Origin of the sequence: Streptomyces sp. LBL (genome assembly GCF_029893585.1) — a bacterium.
Lineage (GTDB): Bacteria > Actinomycetota > Actinomycetes > Streptomycetales > Streptomycetaceae > Streptomyces.
The window spans coordinates 1-21444 of record NZ_JARXYX010000015.1; the positions used below are offsets into that span (position 1 = coordinate 1).

The window sequence follows — 21444 nt, forward strand, 5'->3', positions numbered from 1 at the left end:
GGTCACGGCCATGACGACGTAGATCGGACGGTTCGCGACCTGGCCGTCGCGGATCTTCACGTTGATGGCGTCCACGAACAGGACCGGATAGACGCGGTCCAGCGGGCGGTTGGACCATTCCGCCATACCCTCCATCACCTTGTCGGTAATGGTGGAGATGGTCTGCTTGGAGATCTCCGCGCCGTAGACCTCGGCCAGGTGCGCGGAGATCTCCCCGTGCGTGAGCCCCTTCGCGGACAGCGACAGCACCATCTCGTCCACGCCGGTCAGGCGCCGCTGCCGCTTCTTGACGATCTGCGGCTCGAACGTGCCGGCCACGTCCCGGGGAACCTTCACCTCGACCGGGCCGACGTCGGTCAACACGGTCTTCGCCCGGGTTCCGTTCCTGCTGTTGCCGCTGTTACGGCCCTCGGCGTCGTGCTTCTCGTATCCGAGGTGATCGGTGATCTCGCCCTCCAGGGCGGACTCCAGCACCCGCTTGGTCAGCATCTGCAACAGGCCGCCCTCGCCGGTCAGCTGCAGCCCCTCGGATCGGGACCGGTCCACGAGCATCGCGACCAACTGCTCATCCGATGCGGCCGGAACCGGCGTGACCGCCGGCTTCTCGACGGACTCCTGCTCGACAACAGTCTCGGTCATCTCTGGCGTCTCCTTGATCATCAGATCCGCCGTTGATTAGACACTCCCATCGAGGTTGACACCGTGAACGTCGGCGTCCTTGTGCGGAGGTGGTCGATAAACGCCTCGAACTCCGCCGGCTGCCACTGCCACGGGTACTGGTTGGAGAACTCGGCGAACCGGCGGACCAGCGACAGCCGCGGCTTGATGGTCCCTTCCCACTGCAGGAAGCGGGCCCGCTGCTGCTTGGTCCATCCCTCCAGCATGGCCTCGAACACGGCAGCTGCGGGGTCCATGTAGGAGATCCCGTCCACGAGCATCAGGTGTGCCGCACCCGCCAAATCGGCAGCTTTCGCCACTCCAACCTCCGTTGCGTTAGACGCATCATTGTTGGGATGGCATCGGTGAAGCGCAAGAGTGGCTGGTAGATCGCCTGCGCAGTGCGAGAGGATGGCTGAGCAGAGGCTCATCACCTGGCGCTTCGCGCTTACTTGGACCCTGCGGAGTACTGCATCAGATGCAACTCCGCCCCGTTCTCGGAGTCGCGCATGCCGAAGAGGTAGGCGATCACGATCCAGCAGGACACCAGAAGCAGCCGCTCCATGCGGGCGACGTCGTAGTACGAGATGCGCTCCAGCCACGGCCGGCCCTCCAGCCGCCCCTGGGGAGCGTGCGCGAGCGGGCAGTCCGTGTCGACTCCGACGTCGCCGACGGCCTCCGCGATCATCTGTCGTGGCCGGGCCTCGTCCAGGCGGTGAACGGGATAGCCCAGCAGTCGAGCCAGGTAGCTGGTGCTGGGGAAGGGCTCACCTCGGCGGGCGGAGGCCAGGCGCGTGGGTGCCGCTGGCAGGGGGTGGCGACGGCGGCGGAAGTCGTCCAGCAGTTCCGCCAGCGCGGTGGGCAGGTCAGGGCCGGCGGGCGGCCGGGCATCGATGGCGTCACGCTCTGCCGCGGGCAGCCAGGACATCGTCGGCGAAGTCGTCGACGAAGCGCATCGCCCAGCTCAGCAGCGGTGCTACGACCTGCTCGGGGATGCGGTCGGTGAGATTCTCTCCGCCTGCGCGGCGGTGAACGCGTGCCCATTCTTGCCACAGGGGCCGTCGCAGCGGGTCCAGGCCGAGGTGGTCGGGCAGGACGTTCCGGTAGGCCCAGAACATCCGCACCGCTCGCCGGTTGCATCGGGTGGCGCCGCCGGACAGCCGAAGTGCCGTGATCTCGCGGTGGTAGTCGTCCAGGTCCTCACCGTCGAGCTCCCGCAGGGTGCGGTCGCGGGCGTGGACCCACCACAGGAAACGCCGCGCACAGCCGAAGTAGGTGCGGATGCTGTCGATCGCCAAGGGCAGCTCCCCTGGCGGGGTGTCGTGGGCGAGTAGAGCGAGGAACAGCGGTTTGGCGACATCGACCAGCGCAGGCGGCACAAGCGTGAAGTCCAGCCGGAGGGTCTTCTGGTCGGCCCGCAGCCAGGCCGGCGTCAGCACCCATACATCCTCGGCGTAGCGGGACGTCTGCTCCAGGACGGCGTGATCGCGCAGCGGACGCCCGGCCAGCACCAGGGTGTCGCCGGGCACCGCGGTTGGCCGTGCGGCGGTTTCGAAGGCACTGGTCACGGGGCTTCCTTCGGGCCGTCCAGCAGGTCGAGCGGCAGTAGAGGTTTCCCCTGGGCGGCAGCGGCGTGCTGGGCGGGGCTGAAGCGGGGCAGGATGTCGCGGGTGAGGATCTGCCAGGTCGTACCGTGCCGGGCAGTCCACTGCCCGGCGTCGCGCTGCTGGAGATCCTCACGCAGGGCGTCGACCAGGGCGAGGAGAGCGGGCAAGTGCCGCTCCAGCACCAGTGCGTTGGAGCAGCTGAAGCAGCTCAGGAACGAGCTTCGGCATCGGCCGCCGGCCGGATGGTGCTCCATGTCGAGACACGAGGCGGCGAGCGTGTCGAGCTCTCCCACCTCCGCTTTGCTCCGTGCGGTCTGGGGCACGGCCTTGGGGTCCGCCCCGCCTAGCCGGATCATGACGTCGCGGGCGTGGTGTTCGGCGTCGGTGATCGCCTCGGTCAGCACGTCGGCGGCCCATTCGGTGATGAACGGATCCGCTCGCAGGTAATGGGCGAAGGACGTCTGCGCCGTGTTGGTCAGCCGGGCGGACGGCAGGTGCCCGCCGACCCGCTTGGCCGTGCGGGCCTCGACGGTCTTCTTCATCCGGGTTACCAACATCTCAAGCGGGGCCCCGTCGTCGCCGACCAGGCCGTGGCGGTCGGACCACGCCCTCAGCTTCAGCTTGCGGGCCAGCTCAGCATCGAACGGGCCACAGTGCCCCGCGGTCGCGGCATGCCGGGCGCGGCCACGACCGCTGCCCGCCCAGATCGACCACACCGAGGCGGTATGGGAGAACGCGCGGCTGCGCGCCATCATCCGGTGCAGCAGCAGGTAGAAGCTGCCCATCGTCCTCAGGTCTCGGTCCGGATCGACACTCCAGTGCACGGTCGCCCGGGAGTTGGCCTTGCCCCGGCGGCGCTTGGTCAGCGTCACCGAGATCGCCCGTTCCTCCAGCAGCCGGTGCTCGGCGGGCAGTTCCTTGAGCGTCTCCGGGTTCCTGCCGCTCAGCCCGGCCGCGTAGATCAACAACGGGGCAAGGTCCGGGTCGATGACGAACAGCTGCCGCGCCTGTGCGTAGCAGGCCGCCGGATACTCGCCCGCCGAAAGCCCTCGGTAGTCCACCTGGACCCGGCCCGTACGCGCCATCGCCTCCAGCCGTACGCCCTGCTCCCGTTCGGCGGGAGTCAGGGAATCGGCGGCCTCGAGGAAGCGCCGCAGCAGGCTCTCGCCCGCCGCGAGCCGGTCACGGATGGCCGCCACGTCCGACCGGGCCGCGGCCATGATGGCCTGGAACTCGCGGTCCGAGTACCCCGAACGCATCTCCTGCTGGGCATCCACCCCGTGGCCGCGCTGCCCGGCGTAGTCCGCCGCCGTCCGATCCAGCCGGTCCTGGCCCGGCAAGGCGCGCACGATCCGCAGCAGACCCTGGAGATCTCTGCGAGCAGACCTCTCCGAGCACGTCTCCCGCCGTGACATCAATTACCGCTCCAGGTGACGCGCCCGCAGTTCCTCCACCCGCTGCGGCGGAACAGGAAGTTGGCCCAGGAGCAGGAGGAACCGTTTGATCGACTGCCACTGGCCGCTCGCCGCCCGCTGGGTCCGGCACCCGCCACCAGGCCCGATCCGCACCCCCAGCGCGTGCGCGAAGTCCAGATGCATCCCCGGCAGCGGCAACTCCTCGAACCGGAACACGCACTCGCGCCCGTCCTCCCCGGTGAATCGCGCTACCGGCGATCCCCTGTCTTCGGGAACCTCCACTACCGGTGGCGGCTGATAGAGCCCCTCGGGTACAGCCGCCGCACGCCCGCGGCCCGCGCGCGGCGAATCCTGGCTCACGCGGCCACCGCCGACCGCTCCAGCCAGCCCTCCTCGCTGAAGCCCGCCGGCTCCCACGCCCCTTCCGGCACCAGCTCCAGGCGCGTACGCATCTCCAGCTCCTGCAGAGTGTGCAGGTAGATCGCGGTGGTGGTCGCCGACCGGTGACCCAGCCTGATCCGCACCCAGTTCAACGGGTCCCCGAACACCCGCTGATACGTCAGCCGCTGCTGCTCGTTCATCTCGCCCAGTGCCTGCAGATGTCCCCGCCACAACAGCTCCAGCGTGGTCACCGCGTAGGAATGGCGCAGCATGTGCGGAGTCGCCGCAACGCCGACGCCTCGGGCACGGCACCGGTCGTTGGCATCGGCGAAGACCTGCTTCCACCCGGAGACCGTCATCGGCAGGCCCCACTGGTTCAGCCACACCATCGCCGGCTCCCACCCGCCGTCCGCTGTGGCCACCAGCAGCCGGCGCCGCTCAGCCGCGTCCAAGCGAGCCGCCGGCACCCAACGGCCCCCGATCCTTACTCTGGGCGCGGCCGGGTCTTCTACCAGCAGCGACCGGCGGGATGGGGTGTAGAAGCCGCGCGAGCGGCCGTAGTCGAGCATCTCCGCCCGGTCCCACTCCATGTAGTCCCGCACGTCCCGCAGCACGGACACCGGCCAGTACACCGCCCGCCCCGAGTACCCCTTGGAGATGGCGTGTGGCAGCATCGCCCGCGCGTTGACGATCCCAGACCCAGCCGGCGGGAGCTCCGGCAACTCGAACACCGTCAGCGCCGAGTGCTCGCACAGCCGCAAACCTGTGCGGATCATCGAGTCGGCGTACGCTGCGTTCCGCGCCGCCCACCTGCCCCGGAATGCCCGCCTCGGCATCTCGTTCGCGTCAAATCCGCTCACGCCCACGTTGCGCCACAGCCGGTACGACCTCGGCGGCAACCACTTCACCTCACGCCGTGGCCCCGTGTGCGACGCCTCAGCCGGCACCTGCCGCACCGAGCTCCCGTCAGCCCCGCGGCGCCACGGCGACCAGGCCACAGATGCGCGCTGGCGAACGGGGTTGGCTCGTACGAGGTCCTGCTCGATCGCCCACAGGTAGAACTGGTTGACCGTAGAGACTTCCCGGTCCCAACTGGTGTCTTCCACTCGGGGCCCGGAGTCGTCGCGACGACGCCACCACTCGTACGCCGCCCGATCGTCCATCGTCGCGTCGCGCCAGTCGCACCGGCCTCGCCCGAACCACAGGAAGTCGAAGTATGTACGCAGGTCCCGGGCATGCGCGGCCTGAGTGTTCCACGGTGAAGATGCCAGCCACACCGAGAAGTAGCGGTTCAAGGCCACGTCGTACTCGGCCGCCGGGCTCATCAGGAACGGCTGCCCCTCGGGCACGCCCAGGTCATCCAGCCGCTGATCCAGACCGTCGAACAGCACACTGAACTCCCGTATGAATGGAGTCACTTCCCTTGGCCACGCCGGGTCCCGCCGAGTGAAGTGCACCCGCCACCCTGTGATCGACATGACGCTGGACGATAGCCGCGGACAGCTCAACAGCGCATAACCCAAGTGGGACGGTTCTCCAGACGCCTCGTGATGTCTCATTCGGGTCCGCCCGCAGCGGCCGGGGAAGGGCGGCAGGTCGGGCTTCCAGGAAGAGGCGCGACGCGTGCCGCTCAGCGGCAGCCCGGCACTGCCCAGAGAGCACTGTGGTCACGGCTGCTGCTTTGTGCGGCCGGCTGAGGCTTGTTGGGCGTCCGCGCCGGAGCTGACGTGTCGTTGGGTCTCCTGGGGACCGTGCCAGTCCAGGCACATCACGGTGGCATCGTCCTCGAGCCGGCCGCCGGCAGCGTCACGGACTGCGGACGTCAGCATCAACGCGGTCTCCCGCGGGTGCAGGCCCCGGGTGCGCTCCAGCAGGGCGCGCAGGTCGACCCTCTCCCCGTGCCGTTCGACCATGCCGTCGGTGAACAGGAGCAGACGGTCACCGGGGCGCAGATCGAGGTCCTGAACGCGGTAGGGGAGGGTCGCGAACTCGGACAGCCCGAAGGGATGGTCCACCTCGCAGGTAATCACCTCCACAGCGCCCTCACGCATCCGCAGCGGCCAGGGGTGTCCCGCGTTGACGAGCTGGGCCCTCCCGGTGCGGAGATTGATGCGCAGCAGCTGCCCCGTGGCGTGCCCTTGGCCGTGCTCGACCAGGGCCTGGTCGGCGCGGTGGGCCTGTTCGGCCAGGCCGGCTCCGGCTCGGCGGGCGCCGCGCAGGGCACTCACCAATACTGTGGCGGCCAGGGCGGCGTCGATGTCGTGGCCCATGGGATCGGTCACCGACACGTGCAGCGCGTCCCGGTCCAGGGTGTAGTCGAAGGTGTCGCCGCTGAGGTCTTCGGACGGCTCCAGGCTCCCGCACAGTGTGAACTGCGCCGCCTCGCACGACAATGACAGGGGGAGCAGCTGGTACTGGATCTCTGCCGCCAGGGTGGGCGGCCTGGAGCGTTTCCCCCAGGTGTAGAAGTCGGTGAAACGCCCGTTGGCGATCACGATGTAGGCCAGGACATGGGCGGCTTCCCCGACCTCATCCAGGACGTCCTCGCCAGGTGCGGCAGGCAGGAGCAGCTCCAGCAGCCCGATCGCATCCCCCCGGTTGGTGACCGGCACGATCAGCCGCTGCCCCTGACCGGTCGCCTCCTGATACAGCCGCTGTGTACGGATCACCTCCTCGTAGACGCTGCCGAACAAGGGGATCCGCTCCACCTCCCGCCCGTCCTCCGCTGGGGCGGTCGACAGCCGCGCCACCGCCTTCCCTGTCAGGTCCACGATGAGGAAAGAGACCTTCGTAGCCTCGAAACGCCGCCGCAGGTCCTCCGCGATCACGTCCACCGCATCCACCGGCGCGGCCGTCTCCGCTGCCGTCAGCAACCGGGAAAGTCCACTCTGCCCACCACTCATGACCGCAGTTCCTTCCACCCGCCCCGCCTACCAGCAAGAGAATCACCACGGCGAGCGTCAACCCATGAAAAGTAACAATAAGTACAGATCATGGCGTTATGTGTTCACGGAAGTGAGTTTGTTTCCCGGCGTCCACTCGCTGACGCAGCCGTCGCGAATGCTCCAGTCGCGAACTCGACGAAGGGGTGGCCGCCGCTGCCCCGCTGTTGGGCAGCAAAGCCGAGACGATCACAGGTGCCCCAGTCCATATCAAGGGGTCTATGGCTCATGAGACATGGCAAAGTCTGGAGAAGGACAGGTTCAGGGCCATGGTCTCTGTCGACGCGGGCCGGGTGGTGCTGCGCTCCAGGCGCGGCACCGAAATGGGGTCGGCTTTTCCGGAAGTCGTGGCCGGGGCCGCGCAGCTGCCGGACGCAACCGCGATGGACGGGGTTATGTGACCTGTACGGGTGTCTCAGACCCAAGGTGTCTCAGGCGGTGCACCTCCGTAGACGAGACGCGTTCGCCTCCGATGGTTCGGGAAGCCGAGGAAGGCAATCGGGCCGTGCGGCCGTCGGTACGGCCCGGATAACCTGCGCGAATGAAGCGGATTCAGCGAGCGGCCGGCGCGGTCGTCGGCTCAGCGGTGGGCGACGCTCTGGGCGCCCCCTTCGAGTTTGGCCCCCAGGGAGCGTTCTCTGCGCGGTTTCCCGCGCCTGGTGCCGGTGGCGAGATGTGCGGAGGTGGTGGCTGGGACCCCGGCGAGGCCACTGACGACACGCAGATGGCCGTCTTGGTCGCGGAGTCGCTGCTGGAGCGGGGTGGGCTGGATCTGCCGGACATCTTCGCCCGCTTCCAGCGGTGGGCGGCATCAGAGCCGAAGGACATCGGCTTGCAGACCGAAGACGTCCTGACCAACGGCATGCCCTGGGACCTCGCCGCCGCGATCCACTTCCAGGTCAACCAACGAGCGGCGGGAAACGGCTCCTTGATGCGGGCGTCGACCTCCGCAGTTCACTTCGCGGCCGCCGGCCAAGAAGCCACCATGGAGGCGGCCCGCCGTATCGCTGCCCTCACCCACGGGGACCGCGCGGCCTGGGAAGGCACCGCGATCTTCCACGAGCTCATCCGTGTCACGTTCGAGGACATTGACCCCCTCGCCGCGCTCCCGGACGTCCTGGCTCTTGTCCACCCCGACCACCGCGGCCGCTACGCCACCGTCCTCGCGCCCGACTGGCACCCCGAGCACGCGACCGAGTTCAACGGTGCCGTCTGGCCCTGTCTGGGCTCAGCCGTCTGGGCCCTGCGCACCACCACCAGCTTCGAAGACGCGATACGCGCGGCGATCGACCTCGGCGGTGACACGGACACCGTCGCCGCGGTGACCGGAGGCCTCGCAGGGGCGTACTACGGGCTGGACGCAATCCCCGCCCGCTGGACCCAACCGCTCCGTGTCCCCCTCCCAGGATTCGACGGACGGGTGCTGCACGCGCCAGATCTACTCAACCTTGCACACCGCCTCGGAGGCTGAACCGGGTGCTGTTCCGCACTCTCCACGAACTCCGGCCCTCAGCCGCAGTCACTTGACCAGTGGCTCCGCAAGGAGGACGACTCGATCTGCTTCGACATCGAATCCGAGCACCGGATGACCATGGGCACCCTCCGGGTGCATCAGCACCGGCTTACCCAACCGCCGCCCGATCTCCCGCAAGAAGCCGCAGAACAGTTCAAGTCGCTCCTGCCCCTGCAACTCGCGCAGATCAACGTCGAAATCGATCTCCTCGTCTGAGTAGAAGCGGAAGATCGCCAGCACATCAGCTCTCAGCCAGACACGCAGGCTCGGGCACTCCGTATCCGCTGGTCGAGACAGTGCAGCCTCCGCCCGGGGCAGGGGAAGCACCCTCTCTCCTTCGGAGTATTGGCACTTCCAGCCCTTCTCCACGACGAGATCCAGTACCTCCTGCCAGTTATTCCTCGAGGCATCAGGGACACTCACGTCCGGTAGCGATCCCATCAGGTCCGGATCGAAGAAGCACTTCACGTCATCCCACAGGAGATCAGCCACACCGTCATACTGCCCGGCACCCGACCTCAAGGCAGCCCTATTTTCCCTGATCAAGGGCATAGAAGCCCTCGCAGGAAGTAGAGGCGCGGCAGTCATTCCGGCGGCAGCATTCGAGGCGTCACGGGGAGGGAGGCCACGGAGCCGCCGCGGTGGAGGGCTTCGCGCAGGGTGGCATTCTCCGCTTCGAGTTCGGCGTTTCGCAGGCTCAGAGCCTGGATGTGGTTGGCGTAGGCGGCGATGGTTGCGCGCGCCTCCCGTTGCTCGGCCGCGTGTTGCGAACGCAGCGTCCGGTCGGCCTTCTTGAGGCGGGCGATGTCCGCCGTCAGGGTGTCCGTCTGCGGGCGGGGCGCGTCCGGTGTCCGGAGCAGTCCGGTGATGATCTTCGCCAGGGGTGAGCGGTAGTAGGTGGCGCGCGAGATGCCGGCTTCCGTGCACAGCGTGGAGACAGACAGAGCGCCGCTGGTGTGTTCGGGGCTGCCGGTCACGATCCGCTCGAAGGCGTGCACGACAGCCTGGTCGGTGCCCGGCCGCACGGGAATGCCGGCGTGTTCCAGGGCGTGTCGCAACCGCAGTGCCGAAGTGTCATTCATGCGTCGGGGGTTCCGGTGGCGGTGAGTTCTGCAATGGCGTGGTCGAGGTCGGCGATGTGCGTGGTCAGCGCGGCGGTCTGGAGGCGGGACAGCCCTGCCGGGGCGTCGAGCGGGCGCTGGGCCTGGGCACGGGCGGTAGTCAGACGAGGGAGGTGGACGCTGGAGCGGCGGGCATTGGGACAGGTCAGGCACATGGTCAGCAGCGGCAAGGGGCGGCCCGCGTGCTTGGCTCGCTTTGCGCAGAGAGCGGTGGAGGGCTGATAGAAGCAGTCGTTGAGGATGCCTGGGTGAAGGGTCTTCGTCAGGTGCTGCAGCATGATGCGTAGCCGAGCGGGACTGGCGATGATGCCGGGCAGGTCGCCTAGCTCCCGGCGGATGCGGTCGAACTCGGCATTTACGCGGCCGGCAGCGCCGCCGCTGTTGCGGTGGCCGTCGTTCCAGTCGCGGTAGAGGTCCTCGACGTAGTCCAGCTGGGCGATGGCGCGTTCGGCGGCGACCTCGGCGGCAAACCCGGAGGAAGAGGTGCCCGCATAGCCTTCGAACAGGGCGAGTTCAGCATGCTGGTACTGCCGGGCACCCGCGACGACGCCGAACGGCTGGTGTGCGATGTGCCAGGCCAGGGTGCGGCGGAACTGCCGGGTGTTCAGTCGCCACGGCACGCATTCCTCTTCCCCTTCCTCACCCTCCGATTCGTCGTGAGCGGGCGTGTCGTTATCCGGCGCCGGTGCGGCCGTGTGAAGCGGCACGTAGGGGGTGTCCGGGGTGCTGAACAGCTCGTTGAGGTGGTCACGGAAATCGTTCAGGCGCCTGTTGACCGAGCCGAACAGGACAAGGCTGTTGCTGGTCATGCCCTTGTGGGCGAACAGGTGGGTCGGGTCGTCGTTGACGGCGGCGAGCAGCGCGACGGCTCGGTGGACAACATCGAGCACGACCCATTCGGCTTCCTCGCCGGTCAGCTTGCGGCCCTTGAGGACCCGGCCGCGCAGCTTGTGGCGGATACGGCCGTCCGGACCGTCCTCGGTGAACGCGCAGTCGGGGGCGAGCTCCCGGACCTCGGCGTCCCTCATTCCGGACAGGTACGCGATCACGATCCAGCAGGCCGTGCGCATCTGGACCACTTCGGTGGCCAGTTCCAGTGGGCCGAGGCCCGGCCGCCACGGGCGTCCGCTGCCGGGCCAGCTCGACATCGCGGTACGCAGGCCTCCGACTTGGTAGCCGAGCTCGGCAGCTGCCTCGGTGAGGTACCGGCGGACCTCTGCGGAGGCGGCCACCCCGGTCAGGCGCGCGACGAGCGCGACGTTGGGCGCCTGCAGCACTCCGTCGACCGCTGGGACGCCCGGGTGTCGGAGGGCCTGTCGGGCGGGCAGGGCGGGAACACCGCGGCCGGTGGCACGCAGCTCGGCCACATATGCCTCGATCCGGGTCCGGGCGGAGCCGTTGCCGCGGCAGGACCGCGGTGTCTGATGGGCGGCGCTCAGCTCGGCGTGTTCGCGCTGGGCGGCCAGGATGTCGGGTCCGGCGGTGGTGACGTAGAAGACGGCGCCTTTCACGAGCGGAGCGATGATCTCCTCGGGGATGCGCTCGGTGGTGTTCTCCGCGTCGCGGACCACTCCGGCCACCGCGTGCCCGGAGCGGCCGGGCCAGGGGTTGACCAGCAGCCGGTCGGCAGTCAGGAACGGACCGTGGGCGAACAGATGTTTCACGGCGGTCACCCGTAGCGCCGCCTCCTCCGCCGAGACGCTCTGCCAGCGCTCCAGCGCGGCCTGCAGGTGCTCCGGCGTTACCTCACTGAGTCGGCGGGCGCCGACCGCCTGAAAGGTGGTGATGACGGTCCGAGCCTTCTGGAAGGCCCCGAAGATGCCGGTGAGCTTCATCGGTCCTCGCCGAACCAGGGAGGAGTTGCCACGCCGCAGACGGGAGTAGAGGTATTCCCGCAGCACCAAGGCAGTGACCGGGTCGGCCACCGAGGTGAAGACGATCGTGCGCTCGCTCTTGCTGCGCGGCAGGAACGGGCCCACGTCCCAGACCGGGTCGGCGAAGCGGGGCCCCGGCCCCGGACGGGCCGCGGCGGCCAGCACATGGTCGGGCAGCACGAGTGCGTCGTCCGGGACAGGTCCGGGTGCCGCTGGCCGGTCCGGACCGGACGGCTCGGCGGGAACGGCGGACGTGGCGGTGGAGGTCACGTCAGTCCCTGAAGGATCTGGCCGGGCAGGTGGAGGGCCGCATCGTGGCCTTCGGCGATGAGCCGGGCGGTGGCCTGCTGCTCGCCGGTGAACTGCGGCAGAATGCCGGTGATGATCCGTTCCCAGGCCAGTGCGTAGCGGGCGTTCCACTCCAGCACCGTCATCGCCTCACGCTGGGCAGTCAGGAATGCGGCGAAGCTGAGAATCGCGGGCAGGTGCCGGGTGGCGAACACCGCGTTCGGGCACTCCAGGCAGCCCCACACCGCCACCGGGCAGCCGGAGCCCGGGCGGCGGGCGAACGGCGAGGCGTGGAAGTCACGGCAGGACGCCAGCCATACGTCGCTGTCCCCGGACAGGGCCACCGCCACCTCATCGGGAGGCAGTTCGGCCGCCGACCTGTCCAGTCGGCGGCCCTGGTCGTCGAGGACGACGGGCGCTTCCATTGCGGCGTCCAACGCCTCGCGCAGCCCTTTCTCGACGGCTTCCTCATGCAGCGGACGGTGCGCTTCGATGTCGGCGTAGTGCTTGGCCGCGACCCGGGGGCTGTGGCCCTCGGCGAAGTCCTCCAGCACTCCTCCGGTCTGCTGGTAGCGGCGCGACTTGTAGGTCTTGCGCAGTCGCCGCAGGTTCAGCGACGCCTCTTCGCCGGATGCCTCGAACAACGCGGTGAGCTGGTGGCGTTCGAGGAATGCCTGCTTGACCGGGCCTAGGGAGGTGGCCCGGTGACGGCCGAAGGTGGCGATCACCTCCCCACTGCGCAGCGCGTGAGCCCACAGCAGGTCCGTGGCCGCCAGGCGGCGGCCGTGAGCGGTGAGCCGCACGGCGAGGCGGATCAGGCCGCCGGGCTGGTGCACGGCACCGCCGTCGGTCACCCGCAGCGTCTTGCGGGACTGGCCGTGGGACCGGTTCTTGACGTAGGCGATGCTCACATACCCGCGGGCCGGGTTGATCAGGCAATTGGCCGACAGGCGGCACGCGGCTTCCGGCTCCAGGCCGGTCTGGCACATCAGCAGCACCACGAACGCCAGCACATCGTGCGCCGTGAGGAAAAAGTGGCTGTTGAGCCTGCCGATTCCGCCCAGCTCCGTGATCTTGTCCATGGCGCCGCGCTCGGCGCGCAGTGCTCCCGTCAGCGGTCCGCGGTGGGCGATGTGCCACGCCGCGTTTTCCCGGGTCCAGCCGTGCCAGCCCCCGCCGACCGGATCTCGGCCAGCCGTCGCCAGCTGCTCACCGGTCAGCATCCGGTCGCGGGCTGCCCGCACGTCGGCCAGGGCCGCAGCCTGGACCCCCTCGAACAGCGCATCGGGGTAGGCATCCAGCGGCCGGCCGCGGCCCTGGCCAACCTGGACCGTGGTGAAGCCCAGCCGGGCCTGCATCGCCATGCCCAGCCTGTCAGGGTGTTCCTCCTGGACGAGCCGCAACAGCTTCACCACCTGCTGCATTCGCAGATACGGCGTGGTGCTGGACTCCCCGTACCGGGCAGCCAAGATCGCCTCAAAGGAGTCCAGGTACTCCGGAAGCAAGTCCTCCAGATCCATGTCGCCCGACATGTCCGTGGCCTGCGCCAGGTGGGTGACGAACTCGGTCAGCGTGTGGGCGTAGCTGTCTGTCGTGCCCACGTACTTGTGGCGGTTCTCCACTCCGGCCAGGCCCGCCAGCGCCCGGGCCAGGTGCCGCACCAGCCGAGGACACGCCAGCGCGGAGAAGTCGTAGCACCGCTCGACCCCGCCAGAGAAGACCGCGGTGAACGCCACCGGACCCACCGCCGGGACCGCCTCCGGCTCCGGCGCCAGATCCTCAGGCGCGGGAAACCGTACCCGCCGGCTCACGATGCTTCTCCGGCCCGCTCCAGCGCCACGCTCTGCGCGTCCCACTCGGCTAGCGCGGCCAGCACAATCTCCTGCGCCTCGTCCAGCACGTCGAGATACACGTAGACGGTGGCTTCCCGGGCATGGCCGAGGAGCAACTGGAGGGTCCGCATCGGATTGCCGATCAGCAGCCGCCGCAACTCGGCGTGCGAGAGCGGCCCGTCCAGCGGGCGACCCAGCGCCCGGACCGTCTGCCGCAGCAACAGCCCAAGCATGTACACGGCATAGGTATGCCGCAGGGTGTGTGGATGCACCTCGATCTCGATCCCGAACGAAGCACACCGCGCGTTCGCCCGCCGGAACACCGCCTGCCACGCGGCTGACTCAAGCGGCCGCCCGTCATCGGCCAGCCACAACCACAGCGGCTCCCCGGTGCGCCTCACCAGACGGCGCCGCTCCGCCGGGCCGATACGCCCGTACGGCCAGTTTCGGGCACCGCCGTCCAGCACCAGCGCATACCGGCCCGTGCGGAGCACCGTCCGGTCCGTGGCCGCAGGCGTAAAGCGGCCCTCGGCAGAGCAGCGGGCCACGATCGCGTCGCGCTCCACGGCCAGGAAGTGGTGAAACTGGCGCACCTTGCGCGGCGGCAGGAACACCCGGCGGCCCTTGCGCCGCTTGGCCACCGCCCCCGCTACCCGGAACTCACCCGGCCCGCCCGGTGGGGGCACCTCCGGCACCAGCAGACAGGCCCCCTCGCCCAGCCGCATCCCGCTGTGAACAAGCCCATCGGCGAACAGGGCGTTGCGCTCGCCGTGCCGGCCTCGCCACGACGGATCAGCGCCGCCTTCCGGCAGTTCCCCGCGCAGTCCCACGTTCCGCCACAACAGGTAGTCCTCGAAGGACACGAACCGCAGCGGCTCGTCCTGCGGATCTGTCTCCATTTCGGCGTTCACGTGGACCCTGCGAGGGCCGGCAGGCGTCATCACCGTCTTGTCGACGTACCGAAACGGCGCCCGCTGCAACAACCCGGCATCCAGTGACCACGCCACCCACTTGTCAAGCGCCGCCACCGACCGGTTCCACGTCCCCACCGACACAGCACCCGGCCCGCCACACCACAACCGCACCCGCTTGTAAGCCCGCAGGTCATCGCCGTCGCACGCCCAGATCGGCTTGCCATACCGCGAGGTCTCCAAGAACCGGACGAAAAGCATCACGTCCCGGGCGTAACCCAGCACGCTGTTCTCGGCACGCACACCCCAACTCGGCAACTCACGCAGAAACCGGTTCAGTTGCAGGTCATACGATCCGTCCCCTCCCAGAATGAACGGCTGACCGTCGCGGACACCTACGCGGTCGAGCACGGCCACCGGGCCAGCCGCACCCGGGCAGCTCTCCAACCGGTCCCGGCTCGTCGCGCACAGATCCGTGATCACAACACCGCCCCGTCCGCTTCGATCACCACATTGAGTCCGGCTCCACTAACCATCCCGGAGCTGAGGCACGAGGGCCTTCCCCTCACCTCGGAACCACTCACGCTGGTGATCTGCCGTCGAGTGAAGACCGTTGATGAGACAGATGTGGTAGCCCACATAAACGGCGAGCTGATCGTGTGGGAGGAGGATCGGCTCGCCTTCGAGCGGCTGCAAAACCGGCTGCAACGGCGCGGCGCTGGGGCAGCCCGGGCGGCTGCCGAGTGGCCGATCCACTTCGTCGCCTTCGACCTGCTCAGGCTGTCCGGCACTGACACGACAGGGTGGCCGTATCGGCGGCGCAGGGCCGCGCTGGAGTCGGTGTTCGCCACCCGGCGGCTGTCGGCGCCGTGGGCGCTGTGCCCGTCGACCACGGATCCGGACACTGTGCGCAAGTGGCTGTCGTGGGCGGCGGTCGGCATGGAGGGGGTGGTCTATAAGCGGCTGGACGGAGCCTACGAGCCGTCAGCGAGGGGCTGGTTGAAGTACAAGGTGCGCGAGACGACCGAGGCGGTCGTCGGCGCGGTCACCGGTTCTCTGGCCGTTCCCTGCACGCTGCTGCTCGGCAGGTACGACGACGGAGGACGCTTTCAGCAGGTCGGCCGCACCACCACCCTCGCCCGGGCGGCAGGTGCGGCGGTCGCCGGCCTGCTCGCTCCGGGGCGGCGCGGTCATCCGTGGACAGGCTGGTCGTTCAGCGCCGGGTGCGGCAGCCAGGAAAAGCTGAACGTCACGCTGGTGGAACCCGGGCTGGTGGTGGAAGTCGGCGTCGACGTCGCCCGCGATGCCTCCGGCCGGTGGCGACATCCCGCACACTGGCACCGCGCCCGCCCCGACCTCTCCCCCGCCGACGTCCCCCGCCTGACGTCACCGCCGCACTGACGGCGGCCGGGCGCGGCGGCCCCGCCGACGCACAACCGGCTGAGCGCGCCCCGACCCCCGGCAACGCGTGCCCGACACAGGGCTGACTCCGGCCGCTGGGACAGGGTCTGCCAGATCTTGGCGATGAACTCCAACCAGTCCATGCACGCCCGTGAGATCGCACAACGCCTCGGCCTCACCGTTACGGGACGCATCCTCAGCGGCTTCAACGCGCAACTCTGCTACTGGGCCCGAAACGGACGGCTCATCCGTACGGCACCGAGCACCTACAAGATCACATTCCCTGATGGCTTGACACCGCCAACTCGCCCTTAACTACGTGGCATTGGTCCAGTATCGCCCGGTGGCAGTACGCCTCCGGCTGCCCTCCCCGGCCACGCAGCCAGCCTGGCACCGGCAGCAGCGGCCGGACCACGGCACACTCCGCGTCCGTCATTGCCGACGGACACCGCCGAACACGTTCCGGGTGATCGGCCGCGTTTCCGAACCGGTGAGCGACACAATCACACGTCGGTGCAGCCGAGTTGAACTCCACCGGCGCGAGCACGTACAACTGCGGCAACAGGGTCTCCTGGATCTCGGTTGGCTTCGCAACCCCGAGCTACCAAGAGGCCCTGCCTTCATGCCCGCAGCCGACGGCAACCACCCGATCGAGACTCCCGTTCGACGCCCACCCCTCAAGATCGGAACGACAACAGCTACTCAGCTTGGCGTTTATCCTCGCGGGCCACCCGACCTGCTGATCTGCGGATCTTCCCGGGACAGCAGGGGCGGCCGTTCTCCACGCTTCGAGATGTCGAGTCACGAAGCACGAGAGAACGGCCGCTGCATATGAGTCTCCCGGTCGACGCGCCCGCAGGCGACGCGTTGGGCATCCTGTCCCGCTTTCGGGTCGAGTTCTGCGAATGCCTCTACGCTCGCCGGGACGCGCTCTTCGAGCTCACGGACGCGGTGTTGTGCGCGGACGGGCCGGTGCAGACTCTGGTCGAGCTGTCGCTGGCCATCGAGCACCGGCGCGGGCATGGCGCGCTGTACGCGGCATTGGACCGCGGTTGGCTGGAGCCGACGCGGTTGCGCCGCACGCTGGCCGGCCTGCCGCTGCCGAAGGCGGCCGACGGGCGGATCGTGCTGGCTGTGGACGTGAGCAACTGGCTCCGCCCCGATGCCCCGACCAGCGACAACCGGCTGTTCTGCCACGTCTACGGACGTGGCGACCGCAAGACGGACCAGTTCGTTCCGGGCTGGCCGCACTCCTTCGTTGCCGCGCTGGAGTCCACAGGCCGCACCTCCTGGGTCGCGCTGCTGGACGCCGTGCGCCTGGGGCCCGCCGACGACGCGACGCTCGCCACCGCCACCCAACTGCGCGACGTCGTCGAGCGGTTGACGCACGCCGGGCACTGGCGGCCGGGCGACCTGGAGATCCTGATCGTGATGGACGCCGGCTACGACGTCACCTACCTCTCCCACGCTCTGGCCGACCTGCCCGTCGTGCTGGTCGGGCGCCTGCGCTCGGACCGGGTCATGCTCCGTGACGCAGGCCCCGCACGTTCCGGCCCGAAGGGCGGGCGGCCCCGTCGGCACGGCGGCGTCCTCACCTTCGCCAAGCCCGACAGCTGGCACCAGCCCGACGTCACCACCGCTACGGACACCACGCGCTACGGCAAGGCCCAGACGATGGCCTGGGACCGGATGCACCCCAGACTCACCCACCGCGGCCCATGGCTGGACCACGCCAAGGAGGAACTGCCCGTCCTGCACGGCACGTTGGTACGGCTGCAGGTCGAGCGACTGCCGGGCGACCGCGACCCGAAACCGGTCTGGCTGTGGTGCTCGGCCACCGCCACGACACCGGCGGACGTGGACCGCTGGTGGCAGTCCTTCCTCCGCAGATTCGATCTTGAGCACACCTTCAGGCTCCTGAAGCAGACGCTCGGCTGGACCGCCCCGAAGATCCGCCACGCCGACAGCGCCGACCTGTGGACCTGGCTCATCATCGCCGCCCACACCCAGCTCCGCCTCGCCCGCCCCCTCACCGAGGACCTGCGCCGTCCCTGGGAGCGACCCGCCGAGCCCCGCCGCCTCACTCCCGCCCGCGTCCGCCGGGGGTTTCGCAACGTCCGCGCGACGGCGGCGCCCGTCCGGCAGCCGCACCGAAACCGTCTGAGCCGGGCCCGGGACGGCCGCCCGGCTCGAAGAACAAGCACCGAGCCAAGCGCCACGACGTCGGCAAGACCGTCAAACGTGCCGAGTCGATCAAGGAACACCAAGCCCGCCAAGGATAAACGCCAAGCTCAGACTTCACCACCATCGCTCAACCGGTTTGCCGCTCGCATCCAGCCCGAACGGCCAGCGCTGTCGTGCTATTTCTGACGGCACATCCCCGTAGTCAGCCGCTCGGCGGTAAAGACGCTCGGCTCCCTCGCTGTCTCCGTCTACCTCCTGAATCCGCGCCAGGCACCTCAGAGGCCAGGGGTCTCCATCGTCGACGAGCTTCCGGTACAGACGCAGAGCGCCTTCCGGGTCCCCGTCACCCTCACGGCCCAGAGCAAGGAGATGCACGTCCCACCGGCAGCCATCTTCCGCCGCCTGGCAGTACAGTTCGTCGGCTGCATCGTGGTCCCCGACCGCCTCACGCAGCCGGCCCAAGGCCAGGAGAGCCTTGGCGTTGCCTCGATCCGCAGCTATCCGGTAGAGCCGCTCAGCGCCTTTTCGATCCCCGCTCTCTTCACGCTGACTCGCTGTGCTCAGCAAGGGGGCCGTGTCGCCTCGAGCGGCTGCCTCGTGCGCCAGCCGCTCTGCATCCTTCTCGGCACCTGCCGCTTGTCGCAATTCGAAGAGAAGTCGCAAGGCCTCGGGGTGACCTTGGCCGGCGGCTTGATAGGCGTAGGTCTCGGCGCCCTCGCGGTCCCCGTCCCATTCACGCAGTCGCAGCAAGCCCAGCACTCCGCTGGGCTCTCCCCGGTTGACGAGCCAGCGGTACAAACGTTCGGCGCCGTCCCGGTCCCCCATCCACTCACGTCGTTGGATGAGGTACCACAGAACCGTGGCATCGCCCTCGCGCGCGCAGCATTGGGCATAATCCTCGGCACCGCAGGGATCGCCGCCCATTTCCCGCTCCTGCACGAAGAGCCACACAGCATCCTTGGCCCCCTGGCTGGCGGCTTCCCGGGCGCACCGTTCGGCGCCTTCCCGGTCCCCGACCCTCTCCCGCCTTGAGGCCAGAATCCCCAGAGCCAGCATGTCCCCGTGCTCGGCTGCCCGACGGTACATTCGATCCGCGGCCTGCGCGTCACCCGCCTCGTTGTACCTCAGTGCGAGCTTTTGCATGGCCTCGGTATCGCCGAGACCGGCAGCTTCGTGATACAGCCTCTGGGCACCGCTTCCGTCCCCGCTCTGCTGACGCATCGTGGCAAGGCGGCGCAGAGCCTCGCCATCTGCGCGGTCCCCAGCAGACCGGTACAGTCGCTCTGCCTTCCTCGGATCTGTCGCCTCGTGCTGTCGGGCGAGCGTTCTCAGGACGAGTGTGTCCCCCTGGTCGGCGGCCATCAACGCGAAGCGTTCAGCGCTGCCCAGGTCATTGGTCAGGGTGGCGAGTTCGCGTAATGCGCGGGTGTCGCCCAGCGCGGCGGCATGCTGGGCGTAGTGCTCAGCCTCGGCCCAGTCTCCTGCTTCCCGTCGCAACCCTGCCAGACAGCACAGAGCCCACGTGTCACCGACCTGAGCGGCCTTCACGTAGAGCCGCTCGGCCCTTCTCCAGTCATCTGCGTCCTCCCGCATCTCAGCCACTTCGGACACGGCTCGTCCACTGCCATGACGAACAGATCGCAGAGCATAACCATCCGCGCCGTCGTGGTCGCCAACCTCCTCCCGCAACAGCGCCAAGTCGTACAACGCATCGTTGTGCCCGCACCCCACCGCCGCTTGATAGAGGCGGTCTGCAATCTGCAGTCGCTGACGTTGATGGGCGGCACGGGCAAGCGACATGAGAACAGCCGGCTCCGTAAGGTGTTCAGCCGCGGCAGCCCAGAAGCCGGTCGGCGGGCACGCACCGCACCTCGTGCGCGCGGTGTGAGCCTGCAGGTAGTCAGCCAGCCGGTATAGAGGCTCGGCGCAGTTCGGCTGACCGGGGGGAGCTATTTCCTGTGTGAGAGGGCCCGGGATTCCCCGGCATGCCTGATCGGTGGCGTGCACGGCGCGTTCGAACCACGTTTGCCGCCACTGCGAGGTCTGGGTCCGCCAGTAGTCGAGGTGGAGGTACGAGCTGGCTGCCGCGCGGAGAAAGACTTCCGGAAGCAACTCGCCGTGTCCCAGGCGGCGGGCGTCAGCTGCGGCGTCAAGTACAGCGCGGATCTCCGGTGATGCCTGTTCGTACCGGGCTACCAGCTCGCGGGCTCCGGCGAGGTACTGCGTAATCCTGCTGCCGCCGTTGGCCAAGGCCTCGGCCAGTCGCGGATCGTCCGCAGCGAGGCCCTGCAACGTGCTCAAGTCCTCGGGGGTGAAGCATTCAGCCACGGTAAGGGCGGAACCGTCGAGCAACGTGCGTGCTTGCTGGTGGGGGTCGTGCTGCTGGGAGTCGCTGGGACGCTGAGCGAGAGTGGTGTGGTGCCTGTGCCACAGCGTGCCCAGGACCAGTACGGGTCCCCGGCCGGCCTCGTGCATCACCGACATCAAGGCACTGGCTGCCCGTCCGCCGGGGTCCGGTTGGCCGTGGGGGAGAAGGTAGCGCTCGAGTTCATTGAGCCAGAGCACGGTGTGGGACAGCTGATGCTGACTCCGTAGCCCCTGCAGGAGATCGGCACGGTCACTCGGCCGCCAGACCAGCCACCCCGCCGGCAATCGAGTGACGGCTTCCCACAAGGTCCGGGACTTGCCGGTCGATGAGTCCCCCACCAACACCACCAGACGGCTCTGGCCGGCCACCGCCTGAGCCACTTCGTATTGAAGCCGGCCGTCATGAGCACGTCGTACGTACTGCGGCAGCCGCCCAGGCCCATCGGTGGACGGCGTACGGCGATCAACCTCAATGGCCTGGTGCACTTGCAGATTCTGAACCGGGTCGAGGTGATCGAGTGGCAATCCCAACCTGGCGGGCACCACCTCTGGTGTCAGGGACGGAGCCGAGGCCACCGTGGCCCTTTCCTCCTCAGCCTTCTGACGCAACTCGCGACACCGGTCGATCGACAGGACGTGCGGCCCGACCTGCAGTGGAGAAAGCCCCTGCTCCCTGCGCGCCCTCTCGGCCGTGTAAACGAGTGTGTCCACCACACGCTGCTTGGGCACATGCTTGCCAGCGCACCATTCCCCAAGCCGCTTCTCGTTGAAGACCGGCGCCCTCCTCGGCGGGTGGGGCAGCGTCCGCTCAACTTGTGTGGCGCGACTCGCGAACTCCTCACGCGTCAAGCCTGATGTCGTAATCAGGTCCTGGACCCGTTTGGCGAACTGCGCCCGGGCCGACGTCAGTTCCTGGTTCCGCGACAACCCACACCTCCGGTCTTCTCCGGT

17 protein-coding genes and 1 pseudogene are annotated in these 21444 nt (G+C 68.7%); 4 read left to right on the forward strand and 14 right to left on the reverse strand.

The genetic code is table 11. The features are described 5' to 3' along the window. The 8 genes from M2271_RS19245 to M2271_RS19280 form a co-directional block, all read right to left on the reverse strand. Positions 1 to 552 (reverse strand): transposase (locus M2271_RS19245; protein ID WP_280888651.1); only part of this gene is annotated, 552 nt, incomplete at its 3' end. A 107-nt stretch (positions 553 to 659) separates the two neighbouring features. Further along, the gene (locus M2271_RS19250) at positions 660 to 977 is read right to left on the reverse strand and encodes a hypothetical protein (RefSeq protein WP_348539176.1); all 318 of its coding nucleotides are present in this window, start codon (positions 975 to 977) and stop codon (positions 660 to 662) included. Positions 978 to 1105: 128 nt separating this feature from the next. Next, positions 1106 to 1585 carry a hypothetical protein gene (locus tag M2271_RS19255; protein WP_280888489.1) on the reverse strand — a complete coding sequence of 160 codons (480 nt, stop codon included), beginning with the start codon at positions 1583 to 1585 and terminating at the stop codon, positions 1106 to 1108. Then, the gene (locus M2271_RS19260; RefSeq protein WP_280888490.1) at positions 1557 to 2225 is read right to left on the reverse strand and encodes a hypothetical protein; all 669 of its coding nucleotides are present in this window, start codon (positions 2223 to 2225) and stop codon (positions 1557 to 1559) included. Before M2271_RS19260 ends, M2271_RS19255 begins: the two co-directional genes overlap by 29 nt. Next, positions 2222 to 3613 (reverse strand): hypothetical protein, encoded by a 1392-nt coding sequence (locus tag M2271_RS19265; protein ID WP_280888491.1) that lies wholly within the window; start codon positions 3611 to 3613, stop codon positions 2222 to 2224. Before M2271_RS19265 ends, M2271_RS19260 begins: the two co-directional genes overlap by 4 nt. A gap of 69 nt (positions 3614 to 3682) precedes the next feature. Continuing rightward, positions 3683 to 3895, reverse strand: a complete 213-nt coding sequence (locus M2271_RS19270; RefSeq protein ID WP_280888492.1) for a hypothetical protein — start codon at positions 3893 to 3895, stop codon at positions 3683 to 3685. Between the two features lie 140 nt (positions 3896 to 4035). Beyond that, positions 4036 to 5478 carry a site-specific integrase gene (locus M2271_RS19275; RefSeq protein ID WP_280888493.1) on the reverse strand — a complete coding sequence of 481 codons (1443 nt, stop codon included), beginning with the start codon at positions 5476 to 5478 and terminating at the stop codon, positions 4036 to 4038. 249 nt (positions 5479 to 5727) lie between these two features. After that, positions 5728 to 6963, reverse strand: coding sequence for a PP2C family protein-serine/threonine phosphatase (locus M2271_RS19280; RefSeq protein ID WP_280888494.1), 1236 nt, complete (start codon positions 6961 to 6963; stop codon positions 5728 to 5730). 260 nt (positions 6964 to 7223) lie between these two features. On the opposite strand from M2271_RS19280, the gene M2271_RS19285 reads away from it, so the two are divergent. After that, entirely contained in the window at positions 7224 to 7403 is a 180-nt protein-coding gene (locus tag M2271_RS19285) for a hypothetical protein (protein WP_280888495.1), read from the forward strand. A gap of 140 nt (positions 7404 to 7543) precedes the next feature. Continuing rightward, positions 7544 to 8473 carry an ADP-ribosylglycohydrolase family protein gene (locus tag M2271_RS19290; protein ID WP_280888496.1) on the forward strand — a complete coding sequence of 310 codons (930 nt, stop codon included), beginning with the start codon at positions 7544 to 7546 and terminating at the stop codon, positions 8471 to 8473. Between the two features lie 48 nt (positions 8474 to 8521). Here the strand turns inward: M2271_RS19290 and M2271_RS19295 are convergent, their stop codons facing one another. The 5 genes from M2271_RS19295 to M2271_RS19315 form a co-directional block, all read right to left on the reverse strand. Continuing rightward, positions 8522 to 9007: a hypothetical protein gene (locus tag M2271_RS19295; protein ID WP_280888497.1), complete on the reverse strand. Its 486-nt coding sequence runs from the start codon at positions 9005 to 9007 to the stop codon at positions 8522 to 8524. A gap of 92 nt (positions 9008 to 9099) precedes the next feature. Then, positions 9100 to 9597, reverse strand: coding sequence for a hypothetical protein (locus M2271_RS19300; protein ID WP_280888498.1), 498 nt, complete (start codon positions 9595 to 9597; stop codon positions 9100 to 9102). After that, positions 9594 to 11780 (reverse strand): hypothetical protein, encoded by a 2187-nt coding sequence (locus M2271_RS19305; protein ID WP_280888499.1) that lies wholly within the window; start codon positions 11778 to 11780, stop codon positions 9594 to 9596. Before M2271_RS19305 ends, M2271_RS19300 begins: the two co-directional genes overlap by 4 nt. Then, the gene (locus M2271_RS19310; RefSeq protein WP_280888500.1) at positions 11777 to 13609 is read right to left on the reverse strand and encodes a hypothetical protein; all 1833 of its coding nucleotides are present in this window, start codon (positions 13607 to 13609) and stop codon (positions 11777 to 11779) included. The genes M2271_RS19305 and M2271_RS19310 overlap by 4 nt, the downstream gene beginning before the upstream one ends. Then, positions 13606 to 14958, reverse strand: a complete 1353-nt coding sequence (locus M2271_RS19315) for a site-specific integrase (protein ID WP_280888501.1) — start codon at positions 14956 to 14958, stop codon at positions 13606 to 13608. Before M2271_RS19315 ends, M2271_RS19310 begins: the two co-directional genes overlap by 4 nt. Positions 14959 to 15168: 210 nt before the next feature. Here M2271_RS19315 and M2271_RS19320 point away from each other — a divergent pair, with 210 nt between their 5' ends. Both M2271_RS19320 and M2271_RS19325 read left to right on the forward strand, forming a co-directional pair. Beyond that, positions 15169 to 15942, forward strand: a complete 774-nt coding sequence (locus M2271_RS19320) for an ATP-dependent DNA ligase (protein WP_280888502.1) — start codon at positions 15169 to 15171, stop codon at positions 15940 to 15942. A gap of 831 nt (positions 15943 to 16773) precedes the next feature. Beyond that, a pseudogene (locus M2271_RS19325) lies at positions 16774 to 18224 on the forward strand (NF041680 family putative transposase). Positions 18225 to 18240: 16 nt separating this feature from the next. On the opposite strand, the gene M2271_RS19330 reads toward M2271_RS19325, so the two are convergent. Continuing rightward, complete coding sequence (locus M2271_RS19330) at positions 18241 to 21420, reverse strand: hypothetical protein (protein WP_280888503.1); 3180 nt, start codon at positions 21418 to 21420, stop codon at positions 18241 to 18243. Positions 21421 to 21444: the final 24 nt, after the last annotated feature.

Bases quoted from the DNA above. Each gene is read 5' to 3' on its own strand.
- M2271_RS19300 (WP_280888498.1), bottom strand. From the start codon at position 9,597: ATGAATGACACTTCGGCACTGCGGTTGCGACACGCCCTGGAACACGCC.
- M2271_RS19255 (WP_280888489.1), bottom strand. From the start codon at position 1,585: ATGTCCTGGCTGCCCGCGGCAGAGCGTGACGCCATCGATGCCCGGCCG.
- M2271_RS19285 (WP_280888495.1), top strand. From the start codon at position 7,224: ATGGCTCATGAGACATGGCAAAGTCTGGAGAAGGACAGGTTCAGGGCC.
- M2271_RS19280 (WP_280888494.1), bottom strand. From the start codon at position 6,963: ATGAGTGGTGGGCAGAGTGGACTTTCCCGGTTGCTGACGGCAGCGGAG.
- M2271_RS19290 (WP_280888496.1), top strand. From the start codon at position 7,544: ATGAAGCGGATTCAGCGAGCGGCCGGCGCGGTCGTCGGCTCAGCGGTG.